General features: G+C 45.6%; 15 protein-coding genes. 8 read left to right on the forward strand and 7 right to left on the reverse strand.

Going from position 1 to position 16,233, the window contains the following annotated elements:
* Positions 1-299: 299 nt before the first annotated feature.
* Entirely contained in the window at positions 300-1,004 is a 705-nt protein-coding gene (locus ACTXGO_RS03720; protein ID WP_443542811.1) for a DNA glycosylase, read from the reverse strand.
* A 136-nt stretch (positions 1,005-1,140) separates the two neighbouring features.
* Between ACTXGO_RS03720 and upp the strand changes: the two genes are divergently transcribed.
* On the forward strand, positions 1,141-1,776 hold the full coding sequence (gene upp / locus ACTXGO_RS03725; RefSeq protein WP_435949759.1) for a uracil phosphoribosyltransferase: 636 nt from the start codon (positions 1,141-1,143) through the stop codon (positions 1,774-1,776).
* Positions 1,777-1,802: 26 nt separating this feature from the next.
* Positions 1,803-2,549, forward strand: a complete 747-nt coding sequence (locus ACTXGO_RS03730; RefSeq protein ID WP_443573397.1) for an SDR family NAD(P)-dependent oxidoreductase — start codon at positions 1,803-1,805, stop codon at positions 2,547-2,549.
* Positions 2,550-2,584: 35 nt separating this feature from the next.
* Here ACTXGO_RS03730 and ACTXGO_RS03735 read toward each other — a convergent pair whose 3' ends face one another.
* A complete protein-coding gene (locus ACTXGO_RS03735) occupies positions 2,585-3,259 on the reverse strand; it encodes a hypothetical protein (RefSeq protein WP_443542807.1) in 675 nt (224 codons plus the stop codon).
* A gap of 160 nt (positions 3,260-3,419) precedes the next feature.
* On the opposite strand from ACTXGO_RS03735, the gene ACTXGO_RS03740 reads away from it, so the two are divergent.
* The 3 genes from ACTXGO_RS03740 (at position 3,420) to ACTXGO_RS03750 (ending at position 6,329) form a co-directional block, all read left to right on the forward strand.
* Positions 3,420-4,319, forward strand: a complete 900-nt coding sequence (locus tag ACTXGO_RS03740) for an ABC transporter substrate-binding protein (protein ID WP_443573399.1) — start codon at positions 3,420-3,422, stop codon at positions 4,317-4,319.
* Positions 4,320-4,385: 66 nt separating this feature from the next.
* A complete protein-coding gene (locus tag ACTXGO_RS03745) occupies positions 4,386-5,315 on the forward strand; it encodes an alpha/beta fold hydrolase (RefSeq protein WP_435949763.1) in 930 nt (309 codons plus the stop codon).
* 177 nt (positions 5,316-5,492) lie between these two features.
* Positions 5,493-6,329 carry an alpha/beta fold hydrolase gene (locus ACTXGO_RS03750; RefSeq protein WP_443542802.1) on the forward strand — a complete coding sequence of 279 codons (837 nt, stop codon included), beginning with the start codon at positions 5,493-5,495 and terminating at the stop codon, positions 6,327-6,329.
* An 83-nt stretch (positions 6,330-6,412) separates the two neighbouring features.
* On the opposite strand, the gene ACTXGO_RS03755 is transcribed toward ACTXGO_RS03750, so the two are convergent.
* Positions 6,413-6,649: a DUF1653 domain-containing protein gene (locus ACTXGO_RS03755; RefSeq protein ID WP_443542800.1), complete on the reverse strand. Its 237-nt coding sequence runs from the start codon at positions 6,647-6,649 to the stop codon at positions 6,413-6,415.
* A gap of 43 nt (positions 6,650-6,692) precedes the next feature.
* Positions 6,693-7,904: a tyrosine--tRNA ligase gene (tyrS, locus tag ACTXGO_RS03760; protein WP_443542798.1), complete on the reverse strand. Its 1,212-nt coding sequence runs from the start codon at positions 7,902-7,904 to the stop codon at positions 6,693-6,695.
* Positions 7,905-8,023: 119 nt separating this feature from the next.
* On the opposite strand from tyrS, the gene ACTXGO_RS03765 reads away from it, so the two are divergent.
* From ACTXGO_RS03765 to ACTXGO_RS03775, 3 genes are all read left to right on the forward strand, one after another.
* Complete coding sequence (locus ACTXGO_RS03765) at positions 8,024-9,307, forward strand: anhydro-N-acetylmuramic acid kinase (RefSeq protein ID WP_443542796.1); 1,284 nt, start codon at positions 8,024-8,026, stop codon at positions 9,305-9,307.
* Positions 9,308-9,564: 257 nt separating this feature from the next.
* Entirely contained in the window at positions 9,565-10,908 is a 1,344-nt protein-coding gene (gene fabF, locus ACTXGO_RS03770; protein ID WP_443573401.1) for a beta-ketoacyl-ACP synthase II, read from the forward strand.
* Positions 10,909-11,042: 134 nt separating this feature from the next.
* Positions 11,043-11,834 (forward strand): hypothetical protein, encoded by a 792-nt coding sequence (locus tag ACTXGO_RS03775; RefSeq protein ID WP_443573403.1) that lies wholly within the window; start codon positions 11,043-11,045, stop codon positions 11,832-11,834.
* A 79-nt stretch (positions 11,835-11,913) separates the two neighbouring features.
* Here ACTXGO_RS03775 and ACTXGO_RS03780 read toward each other — a convergent pair whose 3' ends face one another.
* The 3 genes from ACTXGO_RS03780 to lnt all read right to left on the reverse strand — a co-directional run bounded on the left by ACTXGO_RS03780 (position 11,914) and on the right by lnt (position 16,162).
* On the reverse strand, positions 11,914-13,734 hold the full coding sequence (locus ACTXGO_RS03780; protein ID WP_443573405.1) for an aminopeptidase P family protein: 1,821 nt from the start codon (positions 13,732-13,734) through the stop codon (positions 11,914-11,916).
* A 240-nt stretch (positions 13,735-13,974) separates the two neighbouring features.
* Positions 13,975-14,427: a hypothetical protein gene (locus tag ACTXGO_RS03785; protein WP_443542789.1), complete on the reverse strand. Its 453-nt coding sequence runs from the start codon at positions 14,425-14,427 to the stop codon at positions 13,975-13,977.
* A gap of 148 nt (positions 14,428-14,575) precedes the next feature.
* Positions 14,576-16,162, reverse strand: a complete 1,587-nt coding sequence (gene lnt / locus ACTXGO_RS03790) for an apolipoprotein N-acyltransferase (RefSeq protein ID WP_443573406.1) — start codon at positions 16,160-16,162, stop codon at positions 14,576-14,578.
* Between the last annotated feature and the right edge of the window lie 71 nt (positions 16,163-16,233).

Below are 16,233 nucleotides of genomic sequence, written 5' to 3' on the forward strand. Positions count from 1 at the left end.
ATAGACGCTTATTATTTGGTGTCAAGGGTTTATTTTATTTAGTTTGAAATTTCATTTCTAATTACTAAAGTAGTTAGGTTGAAACTTCTCGCTATTGGCTGGTTGGTTAGAATGATAACTCATTCTCAATCCGCCTTCCCTCTCGACTGGGTGGCATTATACGCGCTTTCGGTTAGGCGTCAACCTCTGTTTTAGGTTTATTCTAATTTAATCCGCTGAAAATTTAATTGTGCCTGTTTATCAAGAGTTTAGAGTGGTGGATTACGCTTCGCTAACTTCACCATACGCTATCATTCTTTTTATAGCTTACCCAGCTTTTCAAAAAATCCTTTGTAAGCCGCTATCTTTTTATCTAATCCTAGAGGATATGCGCGTGAGGTAGACGGCAATCTATGTAGAGTTAACTTATTTACTTTTTGATCTATTAGTTCTGAATCATCGCTTTGCCACTTATAAGGATAAGCCATGCTTTGATTGGTTTTTGGGTATTTGGACTTGGGTAAGGAGATATCTAATAGCTCAATCAAAACCTCTGTTGCCTTACCGCCTGTGGTAAATAATGCTTCTACTTTTGGCACTTGCGGTAAGATCAGATCCAAATCAACCGGGGTGACTACAGTAAGGTTTTTATCTGATGCATTCCCCGTTTCTCGTATCGCTTGTCTGACTGTCGGACAAGAAGCGATCCCGCGCTCAAATAAGAATTCGCGTATCTGATCAGGATCAAAACGTTTGTCATCCCCTACCCTAAAGTGGTTTACATCGTCAAAGAAGACGCCGCCATAAATACGCCACATGTCATTATAAAAGTTGGGGTAATGAAAGCGCATCGCCCATTTGTCAGAGGTCGGCGGGAAGCTGCCCATCATCATAACGGTGGCATTGGGCGGCAATACAGGTTTAAAGGGATGATCTTCTATTTCTGGACTAGCAGTTTTTGCCTTATCTAAGTTATTAGTAGAATCGTCTTTGTCGATCTGAGCTTTTGAGGATGGTTTGGTCATAACATTCTTCATTAGAAAAGCGGTTTTTTTGTTATCATAGCATACGAGCATCATCCACTATCAAGAACCCAATATTAAGAACAAAGAGCTAGTGTTAAACCTACTAGCGCCTAATCTATCTAATAAGAGAGTAGTTATGAGTGAGCTAAACATTACGGTCATCGATCATCCCTTGGTGCGTCATAAGCTGAGTCTTATGCGCGAAAAGGACTGTAGTACCTATAAGTTTCGCACACTGACCAAAGAGCTTGCGCGCCTGATGGCATATGAAGCAAGTCATGATTTTGAAATTGAAACCTTTCCAATGGAGAGCTGGTGCGGCGAGATCGATGGTGAGCAAATTGTCGGCAAGACTGCAACGGTTGTGCCTATTTTGCGTGCAGGTTTGGGCATGCTGGACGGCGTGCTCGACTTGATTCCCACAGCAAAAATCTCAGTTGTCGGTTTGCAACGTGATGAAGAAACCTTGCAGCCTGTACCCTTCTTTGAGAAGTTCGTCAGCCACATGGATAAGCGTCCTGCACTGGTCATCGATCCTATGCTCGCCACCGGCGGCTCTATGGTCGCCACTATTGACATGCTAAAAAGACATGGCTGTCAAAATATAAAAGCCTTGGTGCTGGTCGCCGCTCCTGAAGGGGTACGCCTAGTCAATGAAGCACATCCTGATGTAAAGATATATACCGCAGCGCTCGACAGTCATCTAAATGAAGACGGCTACATCATTCCAGGTCTAGGTGATGCGGGCGATAAAATCTTTGGTAAACAATAAACATTGACATCGCAGAGGGGCAGATAATGAATATATTGATTACAGGGGCTAGCGCTGGATTCGGTAAAGCGCTGGCTGAAAAATTAGTCGCTAAAGGCCACCGCGTTATTGGCTGTGCTCGTCGCTTAGACAAACTAAATGCTATGGCTGACGAATTAGGTGAATTGTTTTTGCCCGTGGTTATGGATGTCAGCGATACCGACTCTATTGCACAAATTATCAAAGACTTGCCAAGCGATTTTAGTCAGATCGATGTGCTCGTTAATAATGCTGGACTCGCGCTCGGTACGGAGCCTGCCCAGAGTGCCGCGCTTGATGACTGGATGCAAATGGTCGATACCAATGTCAAAGGATTGATGGCCTTAACTCATGCCGTCCTGCCAGTAATGGTTGAGCGTGATAGCGGTTACATTATCAACGTCGGTTCTATCGCGGGCACTTGGCCCTATTATGGTGGTAACGTTTATGGTGCGACTAAGGCCTTTGTAAAGCAGTTTAGCTTAAATTTGCGTGCAGATTTGCTCGGTACGCAAGTACGCGTGACCAATCTCGAGCCTGGTAATGTAGCGGGTACAGAATTTTCAAACGTGCGCTATCACGGCGATGATGACAAAGCAGCAAAGGTATATGATGGCTTTAAAACCATGACGGGTGAAGATATCGGCGATATCTTGCTCTGGCTTATTGAATCGCCTGCGCATATCAACGTCAATCGCTTGGAGGTCATGCCAGTCGCGCAAACCTTTAATGGGTTAACGATTGCTAAAGACTAGTCTTAAAAGTTAAGCTGCTATTGTTGATAACACTATCAGCGTAATTCATAATATCGAAGCAATATGGTCTCGGCTGTATTGCTTTTTTTAATAGCGCTTGCTTCTACAACCTCTTCGCTAACCAAACGCAAGTCATTGAAATCTAAGATGAGCACCTCGTTACGTGTGCGTTCACTCGTACGCTTATTATGACGTATGGGAAAGCCCACGACTTGTTTGCCAGCCACTTTTATTTTATTAATAATAATCTCTTGAGAGAGTAATCGTCCAGATTTCACTGCGTTTTGGCTTATTTTTTGTGCATCATCGAGGGCGGTTGCTGGATTGACCGTTGTGGTGAAAAGCTTGTCGAGTCGCGCGCTTTTGGGAATATCTCCTGCGACAAATAATATCTGATTGATAGGTAAAAACTGCGCATGGCGCATGAGCTCACGGCGAAACAATGCGGGCATATCCATGTTGAAGCTATCTTCGGTCTGACGATAAAAAGCGGTAAAGCTGCGCTGAATATAGCGCCCAAATACAGTCGCGTTGATCCATTCTTGGTACACGGTGTCTTTTAGTAATAGCTTAGTAAATTCTTTTGGATCAATCTCGATATCACCTGTCAAAAGCGCCATAAGCAAGTTTTGCGGATCTATAACCGTCTGCTGCCTCCAAACTTGCGGATATAGACTCGTATCTAATGCGGACAACGTCGATCTGCTCATAAACCTATATCCCTTTTATGATGTATCAATACTAAGTATTTTTATTATAAAAACATTTTTGTGCTATGGTCAGTTTGACGGTTTTTAACCTCTATTACCGTAGCTTTTGTTATAAAAGGTGTTATCACTGAACCTTTAACCGATACGATAAGGATATATGATGGCGAACACATCGCTCACTTTGACACTAGAATGGTTTTTGAATCCTGATCATCTGCCCTTTATCGCCGGTATTCATACTGGTGCATACAAAGAAGCTGGGCTCGATATTACGATGATTGAGCCGACTGAACACTATGATGGTTTTGCCGAGCTACAAGCAGGTAATATCGACTTTCATGTTAATGAGCCGATTCATTTGTTTGAGCATTACTTCACTGATTTAAAAGCGCTTGGCTGTTTTTTTGTGACCGACGGCGGGGTTATGATGAAGCAAAGCGGTGTGGATAAGTTTACACAAAATCAGCCCATTCGTATTACGACGCCCTCTGCTAATCCTATTACCAACAAAATCGGTTTTGAGATACTACGTCGTTATGCAAAGCAAAATGGCTTTGATTTGGATCGCGCGAGTGTTGAATTTGTAGAAACCGACTTTCAACATCTAAAGAACTTGCAAGAAGGCGATGCAATTGGCGAATTCGATGGGGCTTGGCTGTGCTTTTATAACTTTGAAGGCATCGAGGCCAATCACATCGGACTTGAATACACCTTTATTGATCAGCACTTATCGCCTTATCCAAACTTTTCAGCGCTAGAGATGATGACCACGCATAGTCTGTGGGACAACAAAAAAGACGCTATGGAGCACTTTGTCAAAGTGACGATGAAAATGGCTGAACTATGCACTAGTCAGCCTAAAAAAGCGCGCGAGATTTATTACGGCTACACAGCAGATGAGCCCTCAGCGTTAATGGATGACATTATCACCGATACGCTAAGTCGCCTGATTACTCCTATTGAGCCTAACAAGGAGCGTTGGTCAGCACTGCGTACTATGTTAAATGAGTTAGATATCGCTACTATCAGTGACGACGAGTACGCTAAATTGTGGCAATAAACATTTAAATCACACTGCTATCCACAACATTTTTAGGAAACTATAAAACACGCTATGATAAAAAACTTGCTCACGCCATATCAGTTACAGACCATAAATATCACAGCAGCTGACGGCACGCGGCTACCTGTTTCAGTAATTGGAAAAGGGCCAGCTGTATTACTGCTGCACGCCTATGGTATGGATGCGCGTGAGTTTTTGCCGTTTATAACGCCGCTCCTTGGCAAACACACCTTTTATTTGCCGCACTTTAGAGGCTTTGGTGAGGCCAAAGAGATTGCTTTGACTCAGTTTGATTTTATCCGTCAATACGCTGAGGATATGAATGATATGGTTGAGCATATCTGTACGCTCAGAGAAGTAGAGTCTCTGCCTATTGCGGCAATCTCTATGGGCGCGCAGGTCATGTGGGCCTATTTCGAACGTTTTGGCGTGGATAGAGTTAGCCAATTTTTGAATATCGATCAAAACCCTGCTATTCATAATCAGCCCGACTGGCAAGGCGGCCTATTTGGTACGCGCCAGCAAGAAGTGTTCGATATCTTTCAAGAGGTCATCGACAAAACCTTGCCTTATGCCGATAGTGGCAGCTTTACGCATCTACCCTTTGCCCTCAAACGCCATGCTACCGATGTCGAGCGGTTGTTTTCACTCCTGTCAGTTAATCGCACACGCTCAAAAGCGTTTGTGCAAGCGACAACCTACAAAAACGATCCTAAGCTTGCGCTTTATGAGCATAGTATCTGGAATCATAAAAGACAATGCTTGCAAGCTTATTTGGAGCTGCCCTATGACTTTCGCGGAGCGTTAGAAAAAGTGACTATTCCTGTCGTCAATCTGATTGGCGGACGCTCAAAGCTCTACGATCCTAAGTGGCAACAAAAGGTGACGCAGATGCTGCCCAATGCCACTGAAATCGTTTTACCGCACTCAGGTCATGCCGTACCACTTGATGAGCCCGTTAGGTTTTATAAAGTGCTTAAAGCATTCTTTTAAAATGATTTTTAGAGACGACCCCTGCTCACACAACCACACTATATTTATCACAACCTCTCACAGCAAATAACATAACCAGCTCTTATACTTAAGAGTTGGCGTACCACTGTGATGTCTTATAAAAAGATAATCATAAATAACGCCACCAAAAAAATAATCATTCAAAAGGATATGAATATGCCCTATATAAAAGTCGATACTCAAGACAATCAACCTGTTAATCTATATTACGAAGTTCAAGGCAGCGGCAAACCTGTGGTACTCATTCATGGCTGGCCGCTAAGTGGACGCGCGTGGGAGTCACAGCTTATGGCTTTAGTCGAAGCTGGATATCAAGTCATCACTTATGATAGACGCGGCTTTGGTCGATCCTCCCAGCCTTGGGAAGCCTATGACTACGACACCTTAGCTCAAGATTTAAAGGCACTGATGGATGAGCTTGATTTGCAAGATGCTACTATCGTTGGATTCTCTATGGGCGGTGGTGAAGTAGCGCGCTACCTTGGCAACTATGGCTCTGAGCGTGTGAGTAAAGCCGTGCTGGCCTCAGCAGTGCCGCCTTATTTATTCAAGGCAGATGATAATCCTGATGGCGGCTTAGAAGAGGCGGATGTACAAGAGTTTTTGGATGGGGTCAGCGGCGACCGTATTGCCTTTTTAAATGACTTCACTAAGAACTTTTTTACGCCAAAAGACGGCAAACTGTTGGTCAGTAAGCCCATGCGCTTGTATAACCGCGATATCGCGTCATACGCGTCTGCTAAAGCCACTTATGACTGTGTTAAATCCTTTGCGTACACTGACTTTCGTGATGATTTAAAGAAATTCGATGTACCCACTTTAGTGATCCATGGTGATGCCGACCAAATCGTACCCTTTGAAGTCAGTGGTGAGCGCTCGCATGAGATGATCGCTGATAGTCAATTGCATATCATTGAAGGTGGCCCACATGGCATTAATGTCACGCATGCTAAAGAGTTTAACGAAGCGCTTATTAAGTTTTTAGGTAGCTAATTGACGTCATACTTTCACTCAAAGAAGAAAAGCGACCTTTATAGGGTCGCTTTTTTTGGGATGTTAAAAAGGTATTTTAATCATCAATCCGCTAGAGTTTTAATCAGCTCAAAGCGTGGTACTTCTTTGTCATCTATCATAACCGTCTCAGCAAACATCGCAAGCGGTCGTACCCACATGCCATACTCGCCGTAGAGACAACGATAAACTACTAGCGACTCCTCGGTTTCAGAATGCTGCGCGGTATGCAAGACTTGATACAGATTGCCTTTGTAGTGGCGGTAGATGCCTTGGGGTATGGATTGATATTTTTGCTTCATGCCTCTTGCCTTTTTTTTATTTACCTTATTAATCCTACGCGCTTTATCCCACCGTCACCTTAGCATATGCCTTTTTACCTGCCTGAATGACTACCGTTTGCCCTGAGGTTAAGCTAAACCCAGCATCAACCACTTCGCCATCGACTTTTACCGCGCCGCGTTTGACCATATCTTTGGCTGCTGAGTTGTTTTTGGCAAGCTGTGCTTGGTTTAGGATTTGAGTGATAAATAGCGCATCCGCACCTTCTAAGTCCAATGTAACTTCTGGCAGATCGACAGGCAATTCGCCATCGGCTAAGACGTTACCAGCAGATTTGTGCGCATTAGCAGCGGCGTCGCTATCGTGGAAGCGCTCGATTAACTCTTCGGCTAAAATGCGTTTGATCTCTTGCGGATTACGACCGTTATCCATCTCCGCCATCAAGCTTTCAATTTCATCCATCGGCTTAAAGCTCAAAAACTCAAAGTAGCGACGGATAAGCGTATCTGGCATGGATAAAAGCTTTTGGTACATGGTGCCTGGCGCATCATAAATACCGACGTAATTGTTCAAGGATTTAGACATTTTATTGACGCCGTCTAGCCCTTCTAAGATTGGCACAGTAATACAAACTTGTGGCTCTTGACCATAACGACCTTGGAGGGTGCGTCCCATCAAAATATTAAAGGTTTGATCGGTACCGCCAAGCTCAACGTCCGCCTCAAGCGCGATAGAGTCATAACCTTGCACTAAGGGATAGAGAAACTCGTGAATGGCAATAGGCGTTTGCGCCGCGTAGCGTTTGGAGAAGTCATCACGCTCTAGCATGCGCGAAACCGTCAGCTGGCTTGAGAGTTGAATCATATCGCCCGCTGACATATCTTTGAACCATTCGGAGTTGAATACGATCTTGGTTTTATCTTTATCCAAAATCTTAAACACTTGCTCAGCGTACGTCTCAGCATTGACTTTGATTTGCTCGTCGGTCAATGGCGGACGCGTGCTGTTTTTGCCCGAAGGATCGCCAATCTTGGCAGTGTAATCGCCTATCAAAAAATAAATCTCATGGCCCAAATCTTGAAAATGCTTGAGCTTATTGATAAGTACCGTATGACCTAAATGCAAATCAGGCGCGGTAGGATCAAAGCCTGCCTTGATACGTAGCGGACGATCTAGCTTAAGTTTAGCGATTAAATCGTCTCTAGATAACACCTCTTGCGTACCGCGTTCAATTAGGGCAAGTTGGTCTTCTAAGGTATGGGTTTGAGTGGTCATGAGAATCTCTTTATTGTCATTATGAAAAGGCTTACGCGTTTGGGCCAATTAGAATCTTGTAGCCTGTAAAAGATGGTAGAATTTGAGAGATATACTAGCGTTTTTTGAGGTAAATTGCCATGAGTAAGCCTGTGTCTGTTATTGATAATCAAAACTCCAACGTAGATCTAAGCGATGGCGAGGATATGTCGCTTGTCGATACCCTAGAGCAAACCCTGTTCGAGAACTTCAATGATGGTCTATATATCGGCATGATGTCAGGGACGAGTTTGGACGGTATGGACGCGGTACTGTGTCAGTTCACGGCGGACTCTAGCGCCGCACCTATGCAATTATTGGCAAGCTATAGCCGAGACTTCCCGCCGCGTCTGCGAGAAGTGCTGCTTGCCTTGTGTCAGCCTAATGGCGTGCAAGCCTTAACGCCAGTAGAGAGCGAGCCCAATAGCGAATTAGACTGGTTTGGCTGGGCCAGCAAAGCATATGGCGAGTTTGCAAGTGATGCGGTCAATACCTTGTTGCAACGAGCCAATATCGAGGCAGAGTCCGTGCTAGCTATTGGCTGTCATGGGCAAACGGTACGTCATCGCCCGCAGATGGGCTATACGTTGCAATTACTTGACGCCAATATTATCGCTGAGCGCACAGGTATCAGCGTGGTCAGTGATTTTCGCCGCCGCGATATGGCAGTTGGCGGGCAAGGTGCGCCGCTAGTACCTGCCTTTCATCATGCTCTATTCTCAGATGCACACACGACGCGTATCCTGCTAAATTTAGGCGGTATTGCTAATATCACCGTCTTGCCTGCTGGCTCAGATAAGGTGACTGGCTATGATACTGGTCCTGCTAATGTATTGATGGACGCTTGGACCGCGCTTCATACTGGTCGGGACTACGATGCCGATGGCGCTTGGGCGCAGTCTGGGCAAGTTGTTGAGCCGCTACTTAATCAGCTGATAGAGCATCCATTTTTTGCAAAAACTTATCCTAAAAGCACAGGGCGCGAGGACTTTAATCTAGAATGGCTACAAGATGAGCTACAAAAATTCGATCAAGCATCGGCTCATATTCGCTACTCATCCGCTGATGTGCAAGCAACTTTGACCGAGCTGACTGCTATGAGTGCTAGCGACCAGATCAATCAATTTATCCAATCTCATGATGACAGCATTGTGTATGTCTGCGGCGGCGGTGCGCTAAATAGTTATCTGATAACGAGGTTGCAAGCGCATTTGCCGCATACTAGTGTGCAGACGACTGAGGTTCTAGGTCTTGCGCCAACTTGGGTTGAAGCTGTGGCCTTTGCTTGGCTTGCGCGTCAAACGTTAATGGGTGAGACGGGCAATCTGCCTGCGGTAACAGGTGCTAATAAAAGCGTGGTATTAGGTCAGGTGTGTTTTGCTTAGAGTAGACTAGATCTCATTGTGAATAAAAAATTTAAACACTTTTTAAAAGGTTATCCACATTAATTTTGCATGGCGAACTGGCTCGTCTTATTTAAGTTTACACGCGTAAACTGATGTGTTTTATAATAGTTGCTATAATTTATGAACAATACGATCGATGAGCGCCCTACAGTCAGGGAAGACAAGCGCTCAGTACAGCAACACACATGTGCGCTGTACAAAACCCATTTTTAAACTGCAAGTATAGGACGATATATATGAGCCAAGCCACCTCGAATCAAGATCAATCCACCTACCAAAAACGCCGTAAAGCTGCGCATCATGAACGCTCTGATGAGATGCGCGTCGTTGTAACGGGTATGGGTGCGATAACACCTTTAGGACTAGACGTTGAGAGCACTTGGACAAGACTGCTAAATGGTGAGAGTGGTATTACGCCTATCACCCATTTTGACCCTGAAGAGTACCGCGCGCAAATCGCTGGTACGGTTAAAGACTTTGACGCCAAGCACTACATGAATCCTAAAGACGCACGCCGCTACGATGAGTTTATGCATTATGCGGTAGCGGCCACTTCTATGGCACTACACAATGCAGGCTACATCGATGAGATAAGCGCTGCTGACAGCCCGGTCAAAGATGTCGATCAAGAGCGCTTTGGAGTGATTTTGGGTTCAGGTATTGGCGGTATTCAAACTATTGAAAACAGCCGCGATATGCTACGAGATAAAGGCGCAAAAAAGGTCTCGCCCTTTATTATTCCAGGCTCTATCGTCAATATGGCAGCAGGTCTTGTGGCTATCAAACATACCTTAAAAGGTCCAAACTTAGCGACATCCACCGCCTGTACGACAGCGACGCACGCTATCGGATTGGCCGCACGACTCATAGCTCATGGCGATGCCGACGTCATGCTGGCAGGCGGGAGCGAAAAAGGCTCAAGTCCATTAGGTATCGCAGGGTTCGGCGCAATGCATGCGCTCTCTACGCGCAACGACGAGCCAACAAAGGCTTCGCGTCCGTTTGATAAGGGGCGTGACGGGTTTGTCTTAGGGGACGGCGCAGGCGTCATGGTGCTCGAAAGCCTTGCTCACGCCAAAGCGCGCGGCGCCAATATTTTAGCAGAACTGGTCGGTTTCGGTATGAGTGATGATGCCAGTCACATTACCGCGCCTCCCGAAGACGGTAGTGGCGCTGCTCGAGCCATGCAAAATGCGCTCAACGACGCTGGCATCGAGCCGTCCGCTGTGGGTTATGTCAATGCTCACGGTACCAGTACTCCTGCAGGTGATGTTGCAGAATCATTAGCGATTGAGACAGTATTTGCCGATATCACAGATAGCATACTCGTCAGCTCAACCAAATCCATGACCGGTCACTTGCTAGGTGCAGCAGGCGGTATCGAGGCAATATTTACCGTCTTAGCTCTACAGCATCAGCACATTCCACCAACGATTAATTTAGATGATATCGAGGATAACTGTAATTTAGATTATGTGGCCAATACCTCACGCAAAGTCGATAATCTAAAGTATGCGGTGTCCAATAGCTTTGGCTTTGGTGGTACTAACGGCTCTTTACTCTTTGCGCGTTGGACCTGATTTAAACGCTTAGATTGGTGCTTGATTTGTCTTAGCGCAATGCTCGCGTTAGATTACTACGTTTGTCCTCTTGCAGCCCCTTATCCGACTTGCGTATGATAAGGGGTAATTTTTAGCACTTTATGGAAGATATCATGTCAAGCTATTCATTCTCTCAACAATTCTACCAGCGCTGGACATATGCGCCTGAGCTGATACGCGCAGCTATTATTCAAGAGCTCACTGATATCACAACCCTACTCCAGCCTGAGACTTCATTTGAAGACTTTGTCTTTGACACGCATGATTTGGACGCCCATCTTGATGAATTATACGAAAATCATCATGCAGAACAAGCCATCGCTAAAGCCATTGCCGATAAGCAAGCTGCCGATGCCTTACGTTTAAAAGAACAAGAAGAGATAGAGGCTAAAAAAGCGCAAGAAGAAGAAAAAGCTTTGAAGGCAAAAGAAGCGGACAACAAGCGCAAACGACAAGAAGAGGCAGACAAGCAAGAGGCTAGGGCGCGTGAATCTATAGTTGAAGACACGATAGACAATGACACCGCGGGTACCGATGCTAATATTGATGTTAATACTGATATTAGTGACGCCGATAGAAAAACAAACGTTTCAGATGGTCAGAATATAGCGACGAATGACAACAGCATAAGCGCAATAACCCAAAATGCGCGCACGCATACCGCTATTCATTTGTCTTTAAATGACAGTAAACTAAATGCTGATCACGAAAGCCTGATTCGTGAGCTTGAAACGAGTATTGACGACTATGTTAGCGAGCAAATGATGCAAATCTCTGAGAATCTTAAATCTTGGATGCGAGCTGAGGTGACCCAGCGCTTGTCTAGCGCCGATCAAGCAAATACGCAAAATGATGGAACTATTCCAGACAAAGCACCTCTTAGTGATACAGATAATAAAGAATAATCTAAATACTACTTAGACTACTAGTAATAAAAAGGCGCTGTCATCTAAACGACAGCGCCTTTTTTGATAAATCTAAAGGTTAAATAGCTTGCGTACGCTGGGTAAGCCACTCTAAAGCTGCTCCCTCAATACGATCTTGTAGCTCATTGTAGACTTGACTGTGATAGTCATTTAACCAATCGATTTCTACTCGATCCAGCAGTGACTCGTCAATTAAACGCGTATCTATTGGACAATAGGTTACTGTCTCAAACTGCAAAAACTGACCGAACTCGCTGGGCTCAGATACTGGCATATTGACTACTAAATTTTCAATACGAATACCCCATTTGCCCTCACGGTACAATCCTGGCTCGTTACTAGTGATCATTCCTGTCCGCATCGCCCGCTCTTTGGTATTACTGGCGTTATAAGAGATGCCTTGCGGGCCCTCGTGCACATTCAAAAAATAACCTACGCCGTGTCCTGTACCGTGGCCGTAGTCCATTTGCGCTTGCCATAATGGCGCACGGCAAATCGCATCGATAGCAGGCGAGCTGATGCCTTCAGGGAATTTTGCACGCGCAAGCGCAATATGCGATTTGAGCACTAGCGTAAAGTCGCGTTTATGTGCACTAGTGACAGCGCCAATGCCGACGACACGGGTGATATCGGTAGTGCCGTTTTGATATTGAGCACCTGAATCGATAAGTAGCAAGCCACCCTCGCCTTCCAAATAGCTAAAACTCTCTGGTGTAGCGCGGTAATGCGGCAAAGCGCCATTTTCATTAAAGCCTGCAATCGTCGGAAAGCTCGGTGAGACGTAATTTGGCTGCTGACTGCGCACCTCAATGAGCATACGATCAACGTCCAATTCGCTCAAACGCTCACCTTTATCTAGTCGCGCTTCAAAGTCGCTAAAGAACGTACAAAGCGCCGCGCCATCTTGACGCATAGCTTCGCGGATATGCTCGATATCAGCCTCAGATTTAATGGATTTGAGCATAGTGCTCGGTGCTATTTGTTCAATGAAGCCCACGTTATCAACAATCTTAGATAAGGTGCCGACTGCAACTTTACTTGGGTCTAGTAGCAGCAAATCATCAGGGGTCAATTGTCCTAGTGCATCTTTGATATCCTTGTAATCTGCTAAGGCAATACCGCTCTCTTTGAGAGAATGTTCAATATCACTGCTGACTTTATGAGTATCAACAAACAACGTTGCTTTGTCTGCGCTGATGAGCATATGTGATAAAAAGACAGGATTGTAGTCGACATCAGAGCCGCGTAAGTTAGTGAGCCAAGCAATATCATCTAGGCTAGATAGCAGATGATGAGTCGCGCCTGCATCTGTCATGCCTGCGCGAATGGCTGCTATTTTCGACGCCGCAGACTGCGAGACAAACGGCGCCTCATGCTGATATAGCTGAGCTGTAGGTAGCGTAGGACGATCTGTCCACACTTGACTAAGGACATCTCGATCAGTGATTAAAGTGATGTCTTGACCAGCAAAAGCGTCCAATAGTTTATCCTGCTCGCTGATAGAGAGCACGCTGCCATCAACTGTCACGCTATCGCCATCTTGCAACTGATCGGCTAACCATTCAACATGATTAGGCTCACCCAAAGCCAGCTTTTTTAACTCAATACCTGTATCTGCAAGCTCGCTCGCGGCATGTACCCAATAACGACTGTCTGTCCACAGGCCTGCAAAATCAGCGGTCACGACCAATGTACCAGAGGAGCCTGTAAACCCTGATAGCCATACGCGTGCCTGCCAATACTCAGGCAAGTACTCAGATAAATGCGGATCAGCGGTTGGGACGATAAGCGCAGAGAGATCTTGCGCTTTAAGAGTAGCTTGTACTTCGCTAATACGCTGCTGAATACTGGCTTTGGATGTTAGGGCTTGAGTGGACATAGAACCTCTTTTTTATTAGTAACATTGTCATAATGAGATAGCGATAGTATCTGTTTATAATGATTATCTGGCTATAGTGCTTATCTGGGGATGAGCGCCTATTTATAAACACTGATTATTTGTAAGCACTCTTTATTATAAAACGAGACAACAAAAAACTCGCCATCATAATATGAAGGCGAGTTTTTATGGTGCTAAGGCTTAGAAACAACGTCTAAATGATACTTTTGACTCAAAAACCTATTGCGCAGCTACTGGTGGATTAACCGTACCTGCGACTTGATCAGAAGGTCCGACCAAGTCAGTTTCGGCGACGGCTTCTTGATTAACAACGCCGTCTGCTGTGGCCTCAGCTGCTTGAGTTGCAACGATAGAGTCACCCGTACTTGGATCTGGTGTCACTGTTGCAGCGCCTATTGTTTGATCCTCTAGTGCCGCTGATTCTCCAGCGCCCAAATCTGTATCTTCTGCGCCATCAGTAGCCGCAGGCTCAGCCGTATCTTCAGCAACGATAGCTTCTGCGTTTTCAGCCGCAACCGATTCCTCAGTCGCCTCGGCAGTGATATGCTCACCTGCTGGACGCAAAAAGGCAGATATACCAATAAGTAAAACGATAGCTAAGAACATACCTACGCCAACTAGGGCGAACATGAACTCTTTTTTTGGATTGTTGTTGATGATATCTTCTGACATACCTTATCCACCTTGGACAAAAAATATTTTAAATTTGACCTATTATATCGCAATTTTTACCGATTTGTGAAAACCCTTACCTATTTAAAGGACTTATTCGTAAAAATTTAGCCCGCAACTGTCTTTGGCAGTAATAAGCTAACCCTTGTTATCTCTTGCTAGGGTGTTGTGCTTGAGTGCGAGTACTGCTGCGACGGCCTACGTAGCTCAGTAACAGTAATATAGCGATAATAATCAAAATAGGATAATGACCGAAACGCATAAACGGCGTGTTGCCGACTCGCGCTTGAATATCACCGCGTAATACGGTGCGCTCAAACTGCGGCGCGCGCTCTACAATACGGCCTTTATGATCGATAATAGCCGTCACCCCTGTATTGGTCGCTCGCATAAACCAGCGTCCATTCTCAAGTGCACGCATCTGCACCATTTGCAGATGCTGCAAGGGTCCTGCTGAGGTACCAAACCAAGCGTCGTTAGAAATGGTCAATAAAAAGTCAGTGCCGATAGCATTTTTGCGCGTGGTATCAGGATAAGCGACTTCGTAACACACAGCGGCGCCTAAATTATGACCGCGTACGCGTAGCGGTGCCTGCTGATCGCTACCCTCGCTATAGCTCAAAATATCTTGGCTACCTGCCAGATCGGGCAGGATATCGAGCATACCCTCAAACGGGATGTACTCGCCAAACGGCACTAGGCGCTGCTTTTTGTACATGCCCTCAGCTTCACTACCCAATGCAATGACGCTGTTATAAAAGGGGGCGTATTCGTCCGTAGCAGGATCAAACGCCGCTTCATCTTTGTAAGGGATACCAGTAACCCAAGTGGTATCGGTCTCATTGGCCATCTTGACCATCTCATTGATAAAGGGCACCGCTTCTGTTTGAAACATAGGAATGGAGGACTCAGGCCACAAAACAATGTCGCGTCCCCACTCGCTGCGCGTCAATGTCGCATAGATTTTGAGCGTCTCTACCTGAAACTCAGTGAGCCACTTTAGGTCTTGCGGAATATTGCCCTGAATCAAGGACACTGATAGATCAGGAGTGCCCTTAGGCTTAGTCCACTGCGGATTGATCAGCCACAGCGAAGTACTAATGATTAAGAGCGCTATCGATGCGACCATATAACCACCGCGGCGACGCAGTAGCTCAACCATACTCGCTGCCAGTAATACAGCGACAAAGGATACGGTAAATACGCCGCCAACAGGCGCTAAGGATGAGAGCCAATACTGCTCGGTAAAAGCGTACCCAACAAATAACCAAGGAAAACCAGTAAACAGCCACGTTTTTAGCCACTCTTGTAATATCCAAAGCGCGGCAAAGGAAAACGGCTGGCGACCGACAAATCGGTTAAATATCAGCGCTAAGAACCCATGAAAAAGCCCCATCCCAAGGCCCATAATCGCAATCAATATTAGCGCAAGCCACATAGGCGTGTTGCCATAGACATGGATAGAGGTATATAGCCAAAACGCTCCCACGCACCACAGTCCCATCCCATACGCTTCGCCGATGATAAAAGCGCGGCGACCACTCATCTGCGGCATAAGTAACGCATACAAAATCGCAGGCGATACCACAGCGAGTGGCCAGATGCCATAAGGCGCAAGCGCTAAGGTAAACATAGCGCCCGCCAGCCAAGCAAGGATAAGCACTACTGGTAGCGGCAACCCTTTAGTCTTGACTGGATTCAGACGTTTTTGTAAATCAGTGGTAGACAGGCGCATACAAGTATCCAAAACCCAAAAAGTGGCGATAATAAAATCCGCCTATCATAGCAGATAATGTCTCAATTGAA

This window comes from Psychrobacter sp. T6-1 (genome assembly GCF_052258445.1).